Source organism: Pseudomonas sp. FG35 (assembly GCF_057809295.1).
Genome location: NZ_JBMDJR010000001.1, coordinates 509,975 through 526,567, shown reverse-complemented (window position 1 = coordinate 526,567; position 16,593 = coordinate 509,975). Strand labels below are relative to the sequence as shown.

Annotated in this window: 10 protein-coding genes; 7 read left to right on the top strand and 3 right to left on the bottom strand. The window is 57.8% G+C overall.

The genetic code is table 11. The features are described from left to right. Positions 1-198: 198 nt before the first annotated feature. Positions 199-2,157, bottom strand: coding sequence for a DUF262 domain-containing protein (locus tag ACODTD_RS02315; RefSeq protein WP_102592349.1), 1,959 nt, complete (start codon positions 2,155-2,157; stop codon positions 199-201). Beyond that, entirely contained in the window at positions 2,157-3,629 is a 1,473-nt protein-coding gene (locus ACODTD_RS02310; protein WP_285355761.1) for a DUF262 domain-containing protein, read from the bottom strand. The genes ACODTD_RS02315 and ACODTD_RS02310 overlap by 1 nt, the downstream gene beginning before the upstream one ends. Before the next feature lie 1,106 nt (positions 3,630-4,735). Between ACODTD_RS02310 and ACODTD_RS02305 the strand changes: the two genes are divergently transcribed. The 7 genes from ACODTD_RS02305 (at position 4,736) to ACODTD_RS02275 (ending at position 14,388) form a co-directional block, all read left to right on the top strand. Continuing rightward, positions 4,736-5,743, top strand: coding sequence for a dynamin family protein (locus tag ACODTD_RS02305; RefSeq protein WP_489104386.1), 1,008 nt, complete (start codon positions 4,736-4,738; stop codon positions 5,741-5,743). After that, the gene (locus ACODTD_RS02300) at positions 5,740-7,998 is read left to right on the top strand and encodes a dynamin family protein (protein WP_285355759.1); all 2,259 of its coding nucleotides are present in this window, start codon (positions 5,740-5,742) and stop codon (positions 7,996-7,998) included. The genes ACODTD_RS02305 and ACODTD_RS02300 overlap by 4 nt, the downstream gene beginning before the upstream one ends. A gap of 11 nt (positions 7,999-8,009) precedes the next feature. After that, positions 8,010-8,939: a hypothetical protein gene (locus ACODTD_RS02295; protein ID WP_256579939.1), complete on the top strand. Its 930-nt coding sequence runs from the start codon at positions 8,010-8,012 to the stop codon at positions 8,937-8,939. 4 nt (positions 8,940-8,943) lie between these two features. Then, entirely contained in the window at positions 8,944-12,207 is a 3,264-nt protein-coding gene (locus tag ACODTD_RS02290) for an ATP-binding protein (RefSeq protein ID WP_489104385.1), read from the top strand. Then, complete coding sequence (locus ACODTD_RS02285) at positions 12,204-12,791, top strand: HNH/ENDO VII family nuclease (RefSeq protein ID WP_102053135.1); 588 nt, start codon at positions 12,204-12,206, stop codon at positions 12,789-12,791. Before ACODTD_RS02290 ends, ACODTD_RS02285 begins: the two co-directional genes overlap by 4 nt. Before the next feature lie 12 nt (positions 12,792-12,803). Next, positions 12,804-13,211, top strand: coding sequence for an SMI1/KNR4 family protein (locus tag ACODTD_RS02280; RefSeq protein ID WP_285355750.1), 408 nt, complete (start codon positions 12,804-12,806; stop codon positions 13,209-13,211). Between the two features lie 160 nt (positions 13,212-13,371). Then, positions 13,372-14,388 carry a helix-turn-helix transcriptional regulator gene (locus ACODTD_RS02275; protein WP_489104384.1) on the top strand — a complete coding sequence of 339 codons (1,017 nt, stop codon included), beginning with the start codon at positions 13,372-13,374 and terminating at the stop codon, positions 14,386-14,388. Between the two features lie 905 nt (positions 14,389-15,293). On the opposite strand, the gene ACODTD_RS02270 is transcribed toward ACODTD_RS02275, so the two are convergent. Further along, entirely contained in the window at positions 15,294-16,544 is a 1,251-nt protein-coding gene (locus ACODTD_RS02270) for an MFS transporter (protein WP_285355746.1), read from the bottom strand. Positions 16,545-16,593 lie beyond the last annotated feature (49 nt).

Here is a 16,593-nt window from a genome sequence, read left to right as displayed (position 1 = left end):
GCGCATTAAACTCACGCCCCCTCCATGGAAAATCGCCTGCACAGATTTCCATTATGGAATAGCCGCTTGGTGTGCCTGGTCAGAATGTCTTTTGGCGACCCTGAGCATCTGTGACTGTGTTCCACTCATAGGCCGTTACGGTGCATCCGTTTGCAACCCTCAAGAACATCATCGTTACCCGCATCCGCTACTTCGGGCTCAGCCGCGGTAGTGCGCTTCTATAAGCGCCAGCATCGCGTCACCATGGTCATTGATCTGAGTGTGACCCCAGTCGTCCCCATTGCCCAGCACATGGAACATGTGCGCCAGTTTCAAGGAGTCGTACTTCGGCTTGGCGCGGAAGGCCGCCTGCTTCTTGATCACCGCCAGGTTGCTGTACGACGAGTTCTCTCCCGGGCTGAGCAGTACCAGATTGCCAAACCCGTGCAACAGGTGATCGCTGAGTGTACTACCGAACTCTTCGTTCTGAGGGTGCACATGCTCGACCGAGTTCTTCGATGTAATCCGGTAGGCCTGCAGTCTTGCCCAGTCCAACCACTTGAACGAATGCCGCTCCCGCCAGAGAATGTATTCCAGCTTCTGGAACCAGTAGTGCTCGAAGCTCGTGCCGTGGTGCTCCCTCAGATAAGCGATCTTGTCCTTGATCGGCAAGCATTCGGTGGTGTCGCTGGAGAGCAGTCGATAACTCGCCTCCTTCTGGGTCATTTCGGTCAGGGAAAGCTGATTGTCGATACTTTCCAGCAGCTTCAATACCTGCTGCTCGCCCATGTTGGGCGTTTCGATCAGCTTGCCCAGGAAAGGCGTCAGCCAGTACTGAGAGCTGCGCTCGCCGGTTAGGTAGCGCACGCTCTGTAACTGGCTCAGGTCGGACGTCTCGAGATGCGTGCGCCATTCCGAGAGGGTGCGCTTGCGTGGATTGAGCGAACTCAGGCGCAAGATCCGCTCATCGTCCTCGCCCAGGCGTACCCACTTGACTACCCAGCGGTCGAATTGGAAGCGCACACTCCAAAGGCATTCCATGAATGCCTTGGCTTGCGCTGCGCTGGCATTTTCAACGAAGCGTGAGAAGCAGGCGTTGAGGTTACCGTCGTTCAAACGGAAACCGATGTCTTTAGCCCCCTGCGCATGGCGGTAGATGCGGTAGGCGTGCATCAGCAACAGGCCAAAACTGACGATCGATTGATAGCGAGCCTCATCCTTGTTCTCGGTTTCGTCCACCTGCTCGGCCTGGATTCTCAGCAACGAGATTTCGTCGATAGACCGGCCTTTGGTGTGACCGGCAGCAGGACGATCCAGGGAGAAGAGATCGAAGGAGTGGCTCAGGAGGTCATTGATACCCACCATATTCCAGCGGACATCGGCGAAGACATCACGCAGGTTCCTTTCGAAGTAGTTGCCCATGTCCTCGCAGGCCTGCCAGATCCCTTCATACGTGGTGCGGTGATGCTTGATCCGCGACATCAGGCGGGCCTTGAGGATATCCGTCTGCTCAAGCTGAACGCCGCTGGTGTTTAGCGTGGCGAACAACTTGTTCAGGTCCATGCCCGCCGGCATGACATTGTTGACCCACGTGACCTGGTTGAACAGGTAGTCACCCACCCGTTCCAGGGCCTGCTCACCTCCTGTGGCGCGCAAGCGTTGCAAACGATCGCCGGCGACCTTGCGGGCGGCGTTGAGATGAACCAGATAAGGATTGGCAGCATCCTCCTTATCCAGCGGCTTCTCCTCGGTCAGGCCCGCCCACGCACTCAACTGGGCCTGGACTTCGTCGCGGATATTGAAGGTAAGGCGCGGAACGTTGCCCAGCACCACCAGTGAGCATAGCGGCGAGCCAGTTTTCAACGCGCGGAAGGCAAGCGCCAGGATCATCAAGGTGGTCATTCGCTGCTGACCATCGATCAGTTCGTAGGTCATGGTCGCATCAGGATTGGCGTTGGGTGGTACCACGCTGCTCAGCACCGTTCCGATGAAGTAATGCGCCTGCAACGGTCGGCCGTCGGTGTCCGGTTCGCTGGCCTGAATGATCTGCTCGAGCAGTTCCTCCACGGCGTCGGCGGGCCAGACGTAGGGGCGCTGGTAGCAAGGAATGGTTAACGATATGCCCTGAGCGCACAGCGTGGCGGCAGACTGCACGTGGGATTGGACCAGGGCGCTCATTATTTGCCTCCTTGGCAGGCGAGGTCGTCGCGGCTGATACGTTCGATGGCGCTGCGCAACTGCGCGTCATATTCAACGGCCACCCGCTGCGGATCGGGCCAGGGCAGTTGCAGGCTTAGAGTAAAGCCGACCGACTCCGCGAAGCGCTTCTTGATACTGTTTTTATCCAGGTGTTCAGCAGTGGCCGTATAGGTGTAGTCGCGCAGGTAACTCAACAGCTCGTGATGGGTGTGGGCACTGGCGATCCAGTCCAGCAATGGGTTGTGCCTGAGGTGCGCCTGCACGCCATCCTCCCGGACGCTGACCTCCTTGATCAAGCGATAGGAGAAGATCATCCGGAACATCCACAGGCTGGCTTCAAGCAGACGGGAAGTGCCGAACTGGCTTGCGTACATCAGCAACGCGCAATCAAAAGCACGGCTGAGAAACACGCTGCCGCAGGCGTCATGGGCCAAGCGCTTGTAGTAGTAGGCGAACGTGGGTTCCTTGGCCGTCTTGTCGACTTCAAGCAAGGTTTTTCGCAAGCCCTGGAAGTAGGTTACGACACGCATGGTATTGACCCCGGTGCCCAGCGGCTGGCGCATGGCATAACCCGGCTGGACGGTCTGTGTTTCCTTACCCCAGGCATCGCGGAGCACTTGCAAAGACCGATAGGCGATGTCGCCGTTGTCGGGAAGCGTAAGTTCGGCAAGCTCCGTGACGATCTGTTTGCGTTCCAGCAGCGGATCCCGATCGCTGGCGACGTCGCGCCAGCGCAAACTTTGCCAGTGCCGAGACTTCATGAAGGCCGCGACCAACGGTTTGAGGTCGCCGAGCGACTCCCAGGTCCGTGCGAAATCGTCCTGGACTGCGGCCGCAACGCTGCGCAAGTGATAAGCCTTGACGATGTCGGCACCGCCCAGACGCACACCCGAGGTGTTCTGGGTTTCGAAGAAACGATAGGCGTCGTCTTCGCGTCGAGTGACGACCAGGGTCACGTTGATACGGGTGAAGTCGATTCGCGGCAGGCGTTGCTGCTCCAGCCAGCGAAGATTCAGCTGGATGCGTCGATGGCTCTCCGGCGCGTTGAACTTCAGCTCCGGCGCCCCCCTCTGGCCGTACTGGAGGTAATGCAACAAGGCCAGGCTGGTGATTCGCTGCTGTCCATCAATGATGTTGAGCAGACCACGCTGGCGTCCGTCGCCTCCCTCCTGGTGCAAGATGATGCTGCCCAGGTAGAAATCATGGTCCGGCGCATCGCTGCTGAAGAAGCAGCGCAAGTCGTCGAGCAGCCTCCCCAACTGCTCCTCGTTCCAGCGATAGGGCCTCTGATACTCCGGCAGATGCAGCCGGCCGAAGATGCCCCCACCGTCGCTGGAGGGAATCCGCTTGCCGCTGAATACATTATTGAGACTCGTGGAGGCGACAGCGATGCCTTCCACGTCCAATGACAATCGTGTGACAAACGGCCACTCACTCACGGCTTGGTTCATAGAACAGTCCTTGTACTGGTTCCGGCGTCCAGCGCTCGGGAAGGAACGATTAAATCCGAAATAATGGCACAAGGCCATTTTATTCAAAAGCGCTACCAGAAGTTTGATTTACATCGATATCCAAATTGTTGCGGCTGACACCGAATTGACCCAACTGCCGATGCCACACTGACCCAGCACCAATTAGTAAATATCTGACGCTGATGATGGTTTACCCCGTAGGAGCCTGGGTCAGTGAGATTTCAGTAGCTGGGTCAGTTCTATGCTAGCGGCAACACTGTAGAGGCTGCCCGGAAACTGACAAGCCTCTGAGCAATATCCTGACCATCACATTGTCGCGATGACAGTCTGCATTAATCGCAGTAACGGAGAAAAAGCACGCCAAGCAGTTGATGGCCACGTACTGCAAGCAACACACCAACCGCTACCCCAAAGAAATACGTGACATGCGCGATATCATCATTGAAAACATCATGAATGAAATGGATGCTGAGGACGCATTCCTTGCAGAAGCATAATTGCTGCAGTAAGCCAGAGGCCCGGGGACACTCTCGGGCATCAATTCATGCCCTACCCGATCCAGCAAAATCTCATCAACGGCGTCACCTCTCGCGCCCTATTCAATTGGGTCGTCCTTGCCTGCGCAGCCGCACGGCTCTTACCCCTTTTGCGTAACCACAACAGGTTCCAACCTCAGTTTCTCGATGCAGTTGCGCCCGATGCCGCACTCTCAGACCTTGGTGGTATTCAAGTTTCTCTGCTTGACGTCGATAGCTCGTAAGGTGCGATACTGCCATCAGTAGCAATGTGCCACCAACTGATACAAGGACGTTACTTTGCGCCTGCTCACAGTCTTTTTCTCATTCAGCCTGATCGGAATCATCAGCCGCTGGATGCAGCCCCAAGCTCGTCTTGTACCTCGCGTAACGGGTACGCCGCCTCGATGATCTGACTAGTTGCATGGAGCTTGCGACTCAACCTGTCGCTACTTCGTGCAAGCCTGTCTCCAGCGGACAGGGCGAATACCCTCGCCTCCCGCCATATTTTTTAACAACACTCTCCATATCGCCGTGAATGCCATCAGATCAACAGGACCGAGAAAAAACATGAAGCATGCAACAAGGTCAGTGGCTCGCTCTGGAAAAACGAGGCCTCGTCAGACAAGTAGCGCCCCCTTCGATGTGTTGGTATTGGCGACCATGAGTGCAGGCAAGACATCGTTCATCAATGCCCTGATCGGGCAAGAACTGCTGCACACCGCCAACGAAGCCACTACCGCTTGCATGACGCGTGTCGAACATCGCCAAGGCGCGCAGGCCTTTGACGGTGCTTGTTACTCGCATAATGATCAAGAGCTTGCGCGGCTCAAGGACACTTCAGCCGCGATGCTTCGTGACTGGAATGCCAACAGCGAAGTGAAGCGAATCTGCTTGAAAGGCAACTTCAAGATCGTGCCCAGCCCTGCATCTGGCCTGGTATTGCATGACACCCCTGGCCCCAACAACAGCCAGGACCACAAGCATGCAGAACTGATGCTCGAAGCGGTACGCACTGTTTCTTTCAAAGCCCTGTGCTATGTGCTTAATGCCAGCCAACTGGGCACGCAGGATGATCGCGCTCTGCTGGCGCAAATTCGAGATGAACTCGCGACCCGACCTGACCACACGATCTACTTCATCCTAAACAAAGTCGACCTGCTGGACCCTGAGACGGGTGAGACCATTGATGCCTATGTCGGCAAGGCTCACCGCTACCTCACAGCTATCGGCTTTGACCAACCGATCATCATCCCGACCATGGCCAACGTCGCGCTCTATGCCCGCAAGGCCCTCAAGGCCCAGACCTTGACTCGCTCGCAGCGGCTTAGGCTTCACCAGGCGCTTGCCTACCTGCAGGAAAACAAGCGCTCGCTGCTTCACGCCACGGTGGTGCCAGACGCTATCAAGAAAGACGTATTCAAGGCACTCAACAGCCTGGAACGGCAACGTCAGCTCAAAGCGCTCGACGCGCAAGCCTGCGAAAAAAACGATTTGCAGCAATTGGTGGCCATCAGCGGTTTGAAGACCGTAGAAGCCCTGATCAAACATCAACGTCAATCGATCAAGAATCCATGAACCGCATCCATATCACGCACAACCCTTTCACTGTCGAAACGATTTTCTCGATCAACGACCAGGCCCCGGCAGAAGGCTGCAAATTGTCGAGCTACAAGGAGTCGCGCCTGCAGTTGTGGGTCGAAAAACTGTTCGATGAATTGAGCGAACTGTTCAATGGCGACAATCGCTTCCATGTCGCTTTTACAGGTGTTGAGTCTGACTTCCTGGATATCCAAGAAGCCGCTAATGTGGCCATTGCCGATGGCATGCAGGTGGAACTGGAGTGGCACCAGACCGTACCTACCGAGCAACGCCTGGAGCAGATCCGCGCCCTAATGGCCGAGGCGCGCGAGCACCCTCAGTTCGACCAGTTCATCGCTGACAACGAGCAGGTTCGCAAGTCCATCGAAGAAGCGTTCAACCGTGACTTCGATGTTTATGTCGTCGCGACCATGTCATCGGGTAAATCGACATTGATCAACGCGATGCTGGGGCGCGACCTGCTGCCTGCGGCGAACGAAGCGACGACTGCGACAATTGCCCGGATCACGGACAATGATCGGATGACCGATCGATTCTCGGCCAAACGCTTCAACCGCAAAGGTGAAGAAGTGGGTGCGGCTGACAATGTCGACCTGGAATGCCTCAAAGAGTGGAACCAACTCGAGGACACCCAGCTGATCGATATCGAAGGCAACATCGTAGCGATTCGCGAGCGCGAGGACGTGCGCCTGGTCCTGACTGACACCCCTGGCCCCAACAATAGCCAGGATGAAGAGCATCAGCTCAAGACCATGAGTTTCATTCAGGATTCCCGGCGCAACCCGCTTATCCTGTATGTGCTGAATGCCAGCCAGCTGGGCACCAACGATGACAGCAATCTGCTCGGCCTGGTCGCCGAGACCATGCGCAAGGGTGGTAAGCAAAGCAAGGATCGCTTCATCTTCGTGATCAACAAAATGGACGTGTTTGATCCTGAGCAGGGAGAAGATATCCCTTCTGTACTCAAGCGTGTGAACCAGTACCTCACCAGTAATGGTATTCAGAACCCCCTGATTTATCCGATCTCTGCCAACCTCACTCGCTTGATCCGCAAACCGAGCGACCTGCACACGCGCAAGGAGCGCAACGAGCATAAGTCGATGGCAGACATGTTCAGCGAAGAGCCAAGCATGAACATGCTGCAGTACATGCCGATCACCTCTCGCGTGCATCGCTCGCTGCAGGAAAAACGCCACTCCCCGTTGCTGCTCAGCAGCGGCTTGCCGGCAGTCGAAGCGATGATCGACGAGTACATCGACAAGTACAACCTGCCGCACCGGCTCAAACGCGCCTATGAAGCCTTGGGTCACGCCATTCGAGTGGGTTTGAATGAAACTGACTTGATCGAACAACTGCAACAAGATGAAAGGACCCTTGCTCATCTGAACGAGGAGATCCAGGGCCTGCAGCAGCGGCAGGAGAAAGGCTTCGACACAGCAGCTTACAAAGACAAGCTGGAGCGCGAGGGCAAGGCGTTCCCGCGAGACACAGAGCTTGAGCTGGCCAAGCTGGAAGCCGTTATTGGGCCCATCATCAAGCAGCTGGGCGCAAACTTCATGCAAAACGACGTTCGAGTAAGCATTGCCGAAGCGCGCGTGCAAGAAGCGGAAGAGCTGCTGCAGTTCAACCATCGGAAGCTGGTGAACCAGTACGAGTCGGTGTTCGTCTCCAGCCAAGAGCTTATCCGCCAAGACCTGCATACCGAGTATCAGCGTTACGTCACAGAAATCTTCCAAGGCACCGAGAGCTTGAACCTGCCAATTTTCGAGGGGCTTAAACAGGCGGCCTCGAACATCTCGTTCAATCTGTCCGTATGCCAGGATGATATTCAAGTAAAACGCGTTGTCATTGGGACACGTGAGGTAAGCGACAGCTCTTGGTGGAACCCCTTCTCCTGGGGCTCGACCCGAACGGTACGGGATTACGGCAACGAAAATTACGTCGATCTCGAGAAGTTCTGGCAGGAGCGCTCCACTCGAATCCAGGCCGAATTCACACGCTTGGTCGAAAACGCTCGTAGGGAAATTGAAGTTGGCAAGGACCGTTTGATCGAACAATACGTTGCATTCATGACCCGCGAATTTGACCTCAAATTTGCCGAACTGCTGACATCCTTGAGCTCCAAAACCACAGACCGAAACGCCCGCGAGATTGCAGTTTCCGAAGCCAAGGCACTGCGTGCCTGGATCGACAATTTCAAAACCAAGCTCGACAGCACATTGGCTATTTAAGGAGCCCCACCATGACCACCGATATGCTTGCCGAAGCCAGGAAGAGTTATCTGCTGTCAATCAAGGACCCTAATGCCAGCACCGCCCTGCTCAATGACCTTCTGGATCGCGCCGAGAAACAGTCTCCGGAGCTGCTGGTGGCCTTCGAGCCAGGGGTTGGGAAAAATGCCCTTGACCCCGACCCCGTGAGCTGGAGTGCAGACTACCTGACTCGTCAAATGTGGCTCACTCAGCAGAACTTCGCCCGGGAGCGCATTGAGCACTTGCTTGCCGTTCGCGAGCACCTGCGCAAAACCGGGGTGAAAGGTTTTGTGCCTACGCAAACGCCTCCAAAACCGCAAGCCGAGAGTGACGTCAACGTGCAGTCGAACTATGAGCCATCCTCCAACCTCAGGAAGTTCGTACAGGAAGGCGAGCTGCTCACCATCCGGACCGCGCTGCGCATGGAACTGGATGACAATCGCCTGACCTCTGCCGACCTTCGTGCTGCATTGGCCTGGGCGGCCAAGCAGGTTCCAGCGCTTCTGGAAGCTTATTCTGAGAAGTCCTTCGCGCGCGCGATGGAGTCTGACCAGAAGCTGTGGACGAGCGAGTACTATGAGCTGCAGGTTGTGTACCTCAAGACCAACTACGCCCAGGAACGCTTCCTGCACCTGATCGAAGTACGTGATTTGTTGCGCCATCAAGGCGTAGAGGGCTTCGCGCCCGTGCAACCGAAACCACGTGCCAGCGCCAGAGCCAACGCAGACCAAGCCGCACCCGCTTCGCACCGCCCCCAACCGCAGAACTCCCGGTCACAACAGTCGCACCAGGCTCACCAAAGCCACCAATCGCAACCCCGCGCCGCAGACAACGACCGCAACCCAGTCTTCAAAGCCGCTTTGCTTGTCGGCGGCGCCCTGGCTGCGCTGGTGGTCTTCCTGGTTGCGCTGGTGAAATAACGCCATGGCAACCTCGACCCTGACCCCGCTGGCAATCCGCGAGATCCAGCAGAACGCCACGCTCACCCTGGCCGCTGGGCGTGCGCTGATCAACCGTAGCTACCTGAGCGAACTGGAGCAGTACCCGGTCATCGCTTCAAACCAGCGCATCAGCCTGAACCGCGCCAGCGACCTGCGGATATTCCGCGTCGAGCGCATCGTCCAGGACAACAAGCAGTCGGTGCTGGAAAGCACCACTGCGGCCTACACAGCACTGGGCGCCGCTGGCTATACGGTGTTCCTGTTCCTGCGCTCCAATGGCATCGAGACTGAACTGTTCATTGGCACCCGTGGCGAACCCGGCAAGATGCTCGGCCACAACTCCGGCGAGTTGCTGCGCGAGACCTTCAAAGGCCACTTCCCGGGTAGTGCGCTGCAACCGCTGAGCGTCCAGGACGCCAATGCGCTGCTCGACAAGCTCGAAAACGAGAAAAGCAACCCATCTGCCAGCATTACCGCTGTCACGGGCGTACCTGCATTGTCGACTGAAAACCGCGACCACTTCATGCAGGGGCTGGAGCGCTTCATCGACGCAGCAGAGCGGCGCGAATACCAGGCACTGATCCTGGCCGAACCCGTTTCTTCGCAGAAACTGGATACCATCCGTATCGGCTACGAACAGGTGGCGACCCAACTTTCGCCGCTGGCAAAACAGCAGCTTTCCTATGGCGAGCAAGACAGCGACAGCATTGGCCTGAGTATCAGCCAAGGCCTGAGCACCTCCCTTGGCCACAGCCTTGGCCTTACCGAAACTCGCGGCACCAGCCATACGACCGGTACCTCCACCAGCGAGACCAACGGCACCACTGAAAGCTTCAGTTCGCAAACCGAAGCCTCGAAGGCAGCCGCCATTGCCGGTAGCGCCATCGGCGCGCTTGCCGGGTCGTTCCTGGGCCCGGTGGGCGCGGTGGTCGGTGCTCAGGTTGGGTCAGGCATCGCCGCTGCATTCAATGAAACACGCAGCACAGGTACTAGCCATTCGGCTACCAGAGGCACCAGCGAAAGCAATGGCACGTCCTGGAGTGAGTCTTCTGCCCGTACACAGTCGACAACCCACACCAGCAGCACGACCGACAGCCAATCGGTCAACCGCACCAGCGGTAGCAACCGGCAGTTGTCGATCGAATCGGTAGACAAGACCATCGAGCAGCTGCTGGGCAGGATTGATCACCATCTGCAACGTATCGACGAAGCCAAGACCTACGGCGGCTGGAATTCTGCTGCCTACTTCATCGGCGACAGCAGCGCCTCGTCCGAATCGCTGGCAAGTATCTTCCTGGGCCTGGTACGCGGCAGCAAATCCAGCCACGAAGACTTTGCGCTCACCACCTGGACGTCGAGCAACAAGTCTGCGGTGCTGGAATGGCTCACGCGCCTCAGCCATCCCGAACTCAAACCTGCGTTCGCCAGCCGCGTGCCGGTGCCGTTCGTGACCCCTGCTACGCTGATTTCCGGCAAGGAAATGGCAATCCAGCTGAGCCTGCCACGGCGCTCCACTTCAACCGTGTCGGTCGTCGAAACCCAGGCATTCGGGCGCAAGGTGCAGCGCCTAGACGGCCAGACCACGCGGCGCCCAGGCGCCAGACAGCTGTCCTTGGGCAACATCCGTCACCTGTGGGAAAACCTGCCGCAGACCATCGAGCTGGACATGGACCAGCTGTCCAGCCACGTGTTCATCAGCGGTTCCACAGGTGCAGGCAAGAGCAACACGCTCTACGAAATGCTCGACCAGGTCAGCGCCGCTGGCGTGCCATTCCTTGTCATCGAACCCGCCAAGGGCGAATACAAACATGTGTTCGGCCATCGCAGCGACGTGACTGTGCTCGGCACCCACCCGGCGCACAGCGCCTTGTTGCGAATCAACCCGTTCCGCTTCCCGGCAGCGATCCACGTGCTCGAGCATGTCGACCGCCTGGTGGAGATCTTCAACGTCTGCTGGCCGATGTACGCAGCCATGCCCGCAGTGCTCAAGGACGCAATCCTGCAAGCCTACCTGCGCTGCGGCTGGGACCTGGAAAGCTCGAGCAACCGCTACAACGAGGAAATATTCCCCACCTTCGTCGACCTGCTGGAAACGCTACAGGAAGTGATCGAGGCGTCGGCCTATTCCCAGGAGCTCAAAGGCAACTACATCGGCTCACTGTCGACCCGGATTCGGTCACTAACCAACGGCCTCAATGGCCAACTGTTCGTGGCCGACGAAATCGACAACGACGTACTGTTCGACAGCAATGTGATCGTCGACCTCAGCCGCATCGGTTCTTCGGAAACCAAGGCGCTGATCATGGGTATCCTGGTGATGCGCCTGAGCGAGCACCGCATGGCCCACGGCGGCATGAACCAGCCCCTGCGCCACGTCACGGTGCTCGAAGAAGCCCACAACATCCTCAAACGCAGCCCGGAAGGCGGCGCCGAAGGTGCGGGGCTGACGGCCAAGTCTGTAGAAATGCTGACCAATGCCATTGCCGAAATGCGCACCTATGGTGAAGGTTTCATCATCGCAGACCAATCACCCCATGCCGTGGACATTGCCGCGATTCGCAACACCAACACCAAGATCATCATGCGCCTGCCCGATGAAACCGATCGCCGCCTGATCGGTAAGTCCGTGGCGCTGGATGACGAGCAACTGGACGAGATCGCCCGGCTCCCCAAGGGTGTAGCCATCGTCTATCAAAATGACTGGCTCGAACCCGTAATGTGCCAGGTGCGCAAGTTCAAAGGCGAGGAAGCGCCCTACCAATACCAGCCGCAAGCTACGGCGGGCATCGCACGCAGTGACTTCAACGGCCAACTGCTGAAACTGCTGCTCAGCCAGCGCGTGGTTACGCCTGCCCAGATTGACTGCGACCTTCTGCAGCAGGGCCTGTGCGCACTGTCATTGCCTGCTCGCATCCGCATCAACCTGTTGCAGATCGTCACACAGTACCGTAACCAGCAGGCACCAGGCATCTGGCGAACGGAAGCCTTCGAGCGCCTGGCGCGCTTGGTGGTGGATACGCTGAATTGCCGCCGCCAGGTCAACCAGATCATCCAGGAGGCCAATGACTACACGCACCTGGACCAATTGCTCGACGGGCTGCTCGAACAGAGTGCCAACGGCCTTTCAGCCGAGCTGGCCCTCGCCGCTCAGCAATGCCTGATGAAAGACTACAGCCTGCAGCACGAAAGCCACCTCGACATTTACGCGATGTGGCACGCGCACCATGAAAAAGGAAGCGTCCGGTGAACTTCGAGAACTTTGCCATCGAGAAGGCTGACGGCCCCTCCCGCCTCGCCCTGCTCGCCAGGGAAACACCCGACAAATGCCTGATCATCGCACAGCTGGATCGGCCGATCGTGCTGACCCAGGAAAACCGCCTCGAGCTGCCTGGCATGGGTGACGAAACCCGTGAACGGCTGGAGAAGCTCGGCTTCCCCAAGGAATTGCTGGACGTCATCAACAGCGAGGCCGAAGCGCGTATCTACGAAGAAGCCAACCTGGAGCCGGCCCAGGTCAACGGCAAGGATGCATTGATCCGCACCGATATCGATTACGATCAGAAAGATGCATTCGACCGCACCAACCTGGAGCGCATGAAGCTGGGCCTCGCCCCGCTCGATGCGCAGGGCCGGCCGATCGAGTTGCACCATATTGGGCAAAAGCAGGACTCTCCCCTGGCCGAGCTCACACGCGATGAGCACAGGGGCAATGGCAATGACAATGTGCTGCACAACAAGCTGAAAGAGTCGGAAATCGCACGGGACGATTTCGACAAGGAACGCAAGGAATACTGGAAGGCGCGAGCCGAACAGATCGAGAGCCAACGGTAAGCGAGTGCCTACATGAAAACACTGGAAAAACTGGTCGCAGAACAACAGGCAGCTACCCGGCCTGCTACCAAGGCAAACATCGATGCGCTCGAATCGAACCTGGGATTCGAACTCGCCAACGAGTACCGGGAGTACCTGGAGCGCTTCGGCGTGATTGCCCATGACGCCTACGAAACCTATGGCCTTGGCGTGCCGGAGGATTACTTCCTGCATGCACTCAATGCCTACAAGGACCTGGCATCGGACGCCAGCTACCCGGCAACTGCGGTACCGCTGCTGGAGTTGGGAGACGGCCAATATTACCTGTACGACAACCGCAGTCAGCGGGTGGTGCTGTGGGCTACCCCCAACGGTGGAGTCGTCCGTACCCTGGATGACAACCTGGAAGCATTCCTGATCAAGCATGTTTTCCAAGGCTGACACCACACGATAGGCCCCCCTGCGGCGGGGCATCTTGCGCCTGGCACTGCAGGCGCATTACTTGTTTGCCTACCTGAAAGATCTGCTGCCCGGAGGCGGCCAAGGGCTACCCATCCGGGTAGCCCGCCGCCGCCCAGGCTTTGACAAGGAAGCTTCGCAATTGCCACAAATCAGCTCCCGCGACACCATCAGCCGACAATGGGAACTGCTACACAAGCTACCCACCAAGGGCCCCGGCATCACCAGCGGTGAATTGCTCGAAAAAATGCGGGATACGGGCTACCGCATTACCAAACGTACCGTCGAACGCGACCTGATCGAACTATCGCGCGTGTTCCCGCTGACGTGCAATGACCGAGGCAAACCGTTCGGCTGGCACTGGGCCCCGGGGGCAAGCATCGACCTGCCCGGTATGAGCGTCAGTGAAGCGTTGAGCCTGACACTCATCGAAGACACCATTCGCCCGCTGCTGCCCAACGGAATGCTCAAGGCACTGCAGGGCCGCTTCCAGCATGCGCGCAAGAAGCTCGAGAACATGGCCGATGAAAACCTGGCGGCGCGCTGGATGAGCAAGGTTGCCAGTGTTCGCCCAGAGCTCAACCTGCAGGCGCCGAGCATCTCGGCGGAGATTCTCGAGACGATTCAACTGGCCCTTCTCGAAGAACGTCAGATCGCTTGCCGCTACTACTCCGCCCATGGCAACAAGACCGGTGAACTGACGCTGAACCCTCTGGCGCTGGTGCAACGTGGTGTAGCCACCTACCTGATCGGTACCGCCGATCATTATTCGGACCTGCGCCAGTACGCAGTGCATCGGTTTCTCAACGTCGAGATCATGCCGGCTGCCTGCGAAGGCGCGGCTCAGTTCGACCTTCCCCAGTACCTTGCCAGCGATGCCTTGCAATTCGGTGGCCCGCAGAAGATCAGTTTGCAGGCATGGGTCAGCGAAAGCCTCGCCCGCCTGCTGCGGGAAACACCCTTGGCAGAAGACATGGCGCTGCAGGCCTGCGAAGGTGGGTACCGCCTGACTGCGACAGTCAGTGACAGCTGGCAGCTGAACTGGTGGATGCTGTCGCAGGGCGATGGACTGGTGGTCGAGCAACCTGTGGAACTGCGCCATAAATTGCTCGAGACGCTGCGAGGAACATTACAGCGTTATGAGCGGGCGACTGCATAGCGGGTCGCCCTGCCCAACTTATTTATCAACCCACCTCACAATACAGGTGTTTCTGCGCGGTCGGGGTTGTTTCACTGTTACGGCTGGCGCCGAATTGACCCAGCTGCCGATCCCACACTGTCCAAGCATCAATCAGTAAATATCTAAAGCTGATAATGGTTTACCCGGTAGGAGCCTGGGTCAGTAAGATTTTGGTAACTGGGTCAGTTCTATGCTAGCGGCAACACACCAAGTCTCGTATTCACTACCAAGAAGGACTGGCAGCGAAGCGTACCGTTGCTTGAAGTACATCGCGTGGAATTTGACCCTGGGCGGCTTAACCAGGATGTCCGAGAAAGCTCCTGCGAATCGCTCATGCAGATGTGCTTCGAGAGCACACTCGATCGCAAGCACAGGGATCATGCCGGGCGCAGAGAGGTCTCGTGCAATTGATTCAACCAAGCTCATTCCATCGAGCGACACTTCCACAGCGATCTCACAATTTGAGCAGAATTTATCTATAGCATGATCCTGGTACACATCCGAAACAAGAAACAAAGCGATTGCACGCAGATGGAAGGCTGCTGCCGACGCATTGCATTGCATTGCATTGCAGCAAAAAAATACTGCAACGCAACGCCGAGGCAGGCTGAGGACTGTCACAAGAAAGATTAAATACTGACTTCAGGGAGTACACTGAAAGCCAGGCAAAGCCACACTGGTGTTTATCAGGAATCGCCATTCACGATCGCTAGCACAGCCGTTGCAAGTGGGGGCAAAAATAGGGGCACAACTCTTTTTTTCGACTTGAAATAACCGTCCTAGAGCCATGTCAAAATGTTTTTCGGGGACCCCTGACAGTCTCTAGGCTTCCTTTGCGGCATCTCCTGATTACGAACGCGTTCGAAGCGGTTTGGCAAACCGGATCAAAGGTGCAACGCGGGTTTGGCCTGGCGAACGCCATGGACAGAAGGCACGCGCACACGCAACGCAATCAGTAACGCGGCCAGCAGCATCAGCATGGCCGCCGCCACGAATACGGCTGCACTTCCTCCGAGGCTGAACATCGCACCGCCAGCGGCTGCGCCCGTTGCGATAGCGGACTGCACAGAGGCCACCACCATGCCCCCGGCGCTTTCCGCCTGATCAGGTACCGCGTTGGCGACCCAGTTCGACCACGCCACCGGCACACCACCAAAGGCCAGGCCCCAGATCGCCAGCAGTACCGCCTGCCCCGGCACCGACGCTGGCAACAACACCAATACCAGTGCTGCGACGCCGACCAGCGCGGGCATCAACACCAGCGTCGCCAGCGGGTGGCGCTCCAGCAGCCTGCCGGCCAACAGCGTGCCGACGAGGTTCGCCGCACCGAACCCCAGCAGCATCAGTGACAGCCCTTGCGGGCCGATGCCGGTAGTCCCTTCAAGGAATGGCCGAACATAAGTGAACATCGCGAAGTGCCCGCTGTGCACCAGTACACAACCGAACATGCCCATGGCGATGCCCGGGCGCAGCAATACCTCCAGAACGGTGCGCAGTCTTGCCGGCCGGCGCGGTGCAAGGCACGGCAGAGTGAGCGACTGGAAAGCCAGGGTCACCATGCCTACTGCCGCCGCTGCAAAGAACGCGCTGCGCCAGCCATATAACCCGCCCAAATAACTGCCCAGCGGCACTGCCACCACCGTCCCAATGGCTATGCCGCTGAAAATGATCGACAACGCCCGAGGCAACAAGGCACTCGGCACCAAACGCATCGCTACCGCTGCCGCCATGCTCCAGAACCCACCAAGGGCAATACCCAGCAAGATGCGCATCAACAACAGCACCGCGAAGCTGGAGGAAACGGCCACCAAAAGATTCGAGGCGACCATCAACGTGGAAAAACCCAGCAACACCCAACGTCGATCGATGCCGCGGGTCAGGCCTGGCACCAACAGGCCCGCGAACAGCGCCACCACGGCTGTCACCGTCACCGCCTGGCCAGCCAGCGCTTCGGACACTCCCAGATCGTTAGCCATCAGCGTCAACAAACTCGCCGGCAGGTACTCAGCGGTGAGTAACCCGAACACACCCATTGCCAACGAGAAGACGGCCATCCACGCGGGCGTCGAAGGTTCCAAGTCCGCTCCTACGCCGCAATGGCGGTCGGATACGGTGTTACTTAAACAGTCAGTCATTGCACAGATCTCCCAATGTTCATTGCGAGCCGAAGTCTAGGCGCCGAAA

Excerpts from the sequence above, each read along its gene's own strand:
- ACODTD_RS02310 (WP_285355761.1), bottom strand. The coding sequence starts at position 3,629 with ATGAACCAAGCCGTGAGTGAGTGGCCGTTTGTCACACGATTGTCATTG.
- ACODTD_RS02290 (WP_489104385.1), top strand. The coding sequence starts at position 8,944 with ATGGCAACCTCGACCCTGACCCCGCTGGCAATCCGCGAGATCCAGCAG.
- ACODTD_RS02270 (WP_285355746.1), bottom strand. The coding sequence starts at position 16,544 with ATGACTGACTGTTTAAGTAACACCGTATCCGACCGCCATTGCGGCGTA.
- ACODTD_RS02295 (WP_256579939.1), top strand. The coding sequence starts at position 8,010 with ATGACCACCGATATGCTTGCCGAAGCCAGGAAGAGTTATCTGCTGTCA.
- ACODTD_RS02305 (WP_489104386.1), top strand. The coding sequence starts at position 4,736 with ATGAAGCATGCAACAAGGTCAGTGGCTCGCTCTGGAAAAACGAGGCCT.
- ACODTD_RS02300 (WP_285355759.1), top strand. The coding sequence starts at position 5,740 with ATGAACCGCATCCATATCACGCACAACCCTTTCACTGTCGAAACGATT.
- ACODTD_RS02280 (WP_285355750.1), top strand. The coding sequence starts at position 12,804 with ATGAAAACACTGGAAAAACTGGTCGCAGAACAACAGGCAGCTACCCGG.
- ACODTD_RS02315 (WP_102592349.1), bottom strand. The coding sequence starts at position 2,157 with ATGAGCGCCCTGGTCCAATCCCACGTGCAGTCTGCCGCCACGCTGTGC.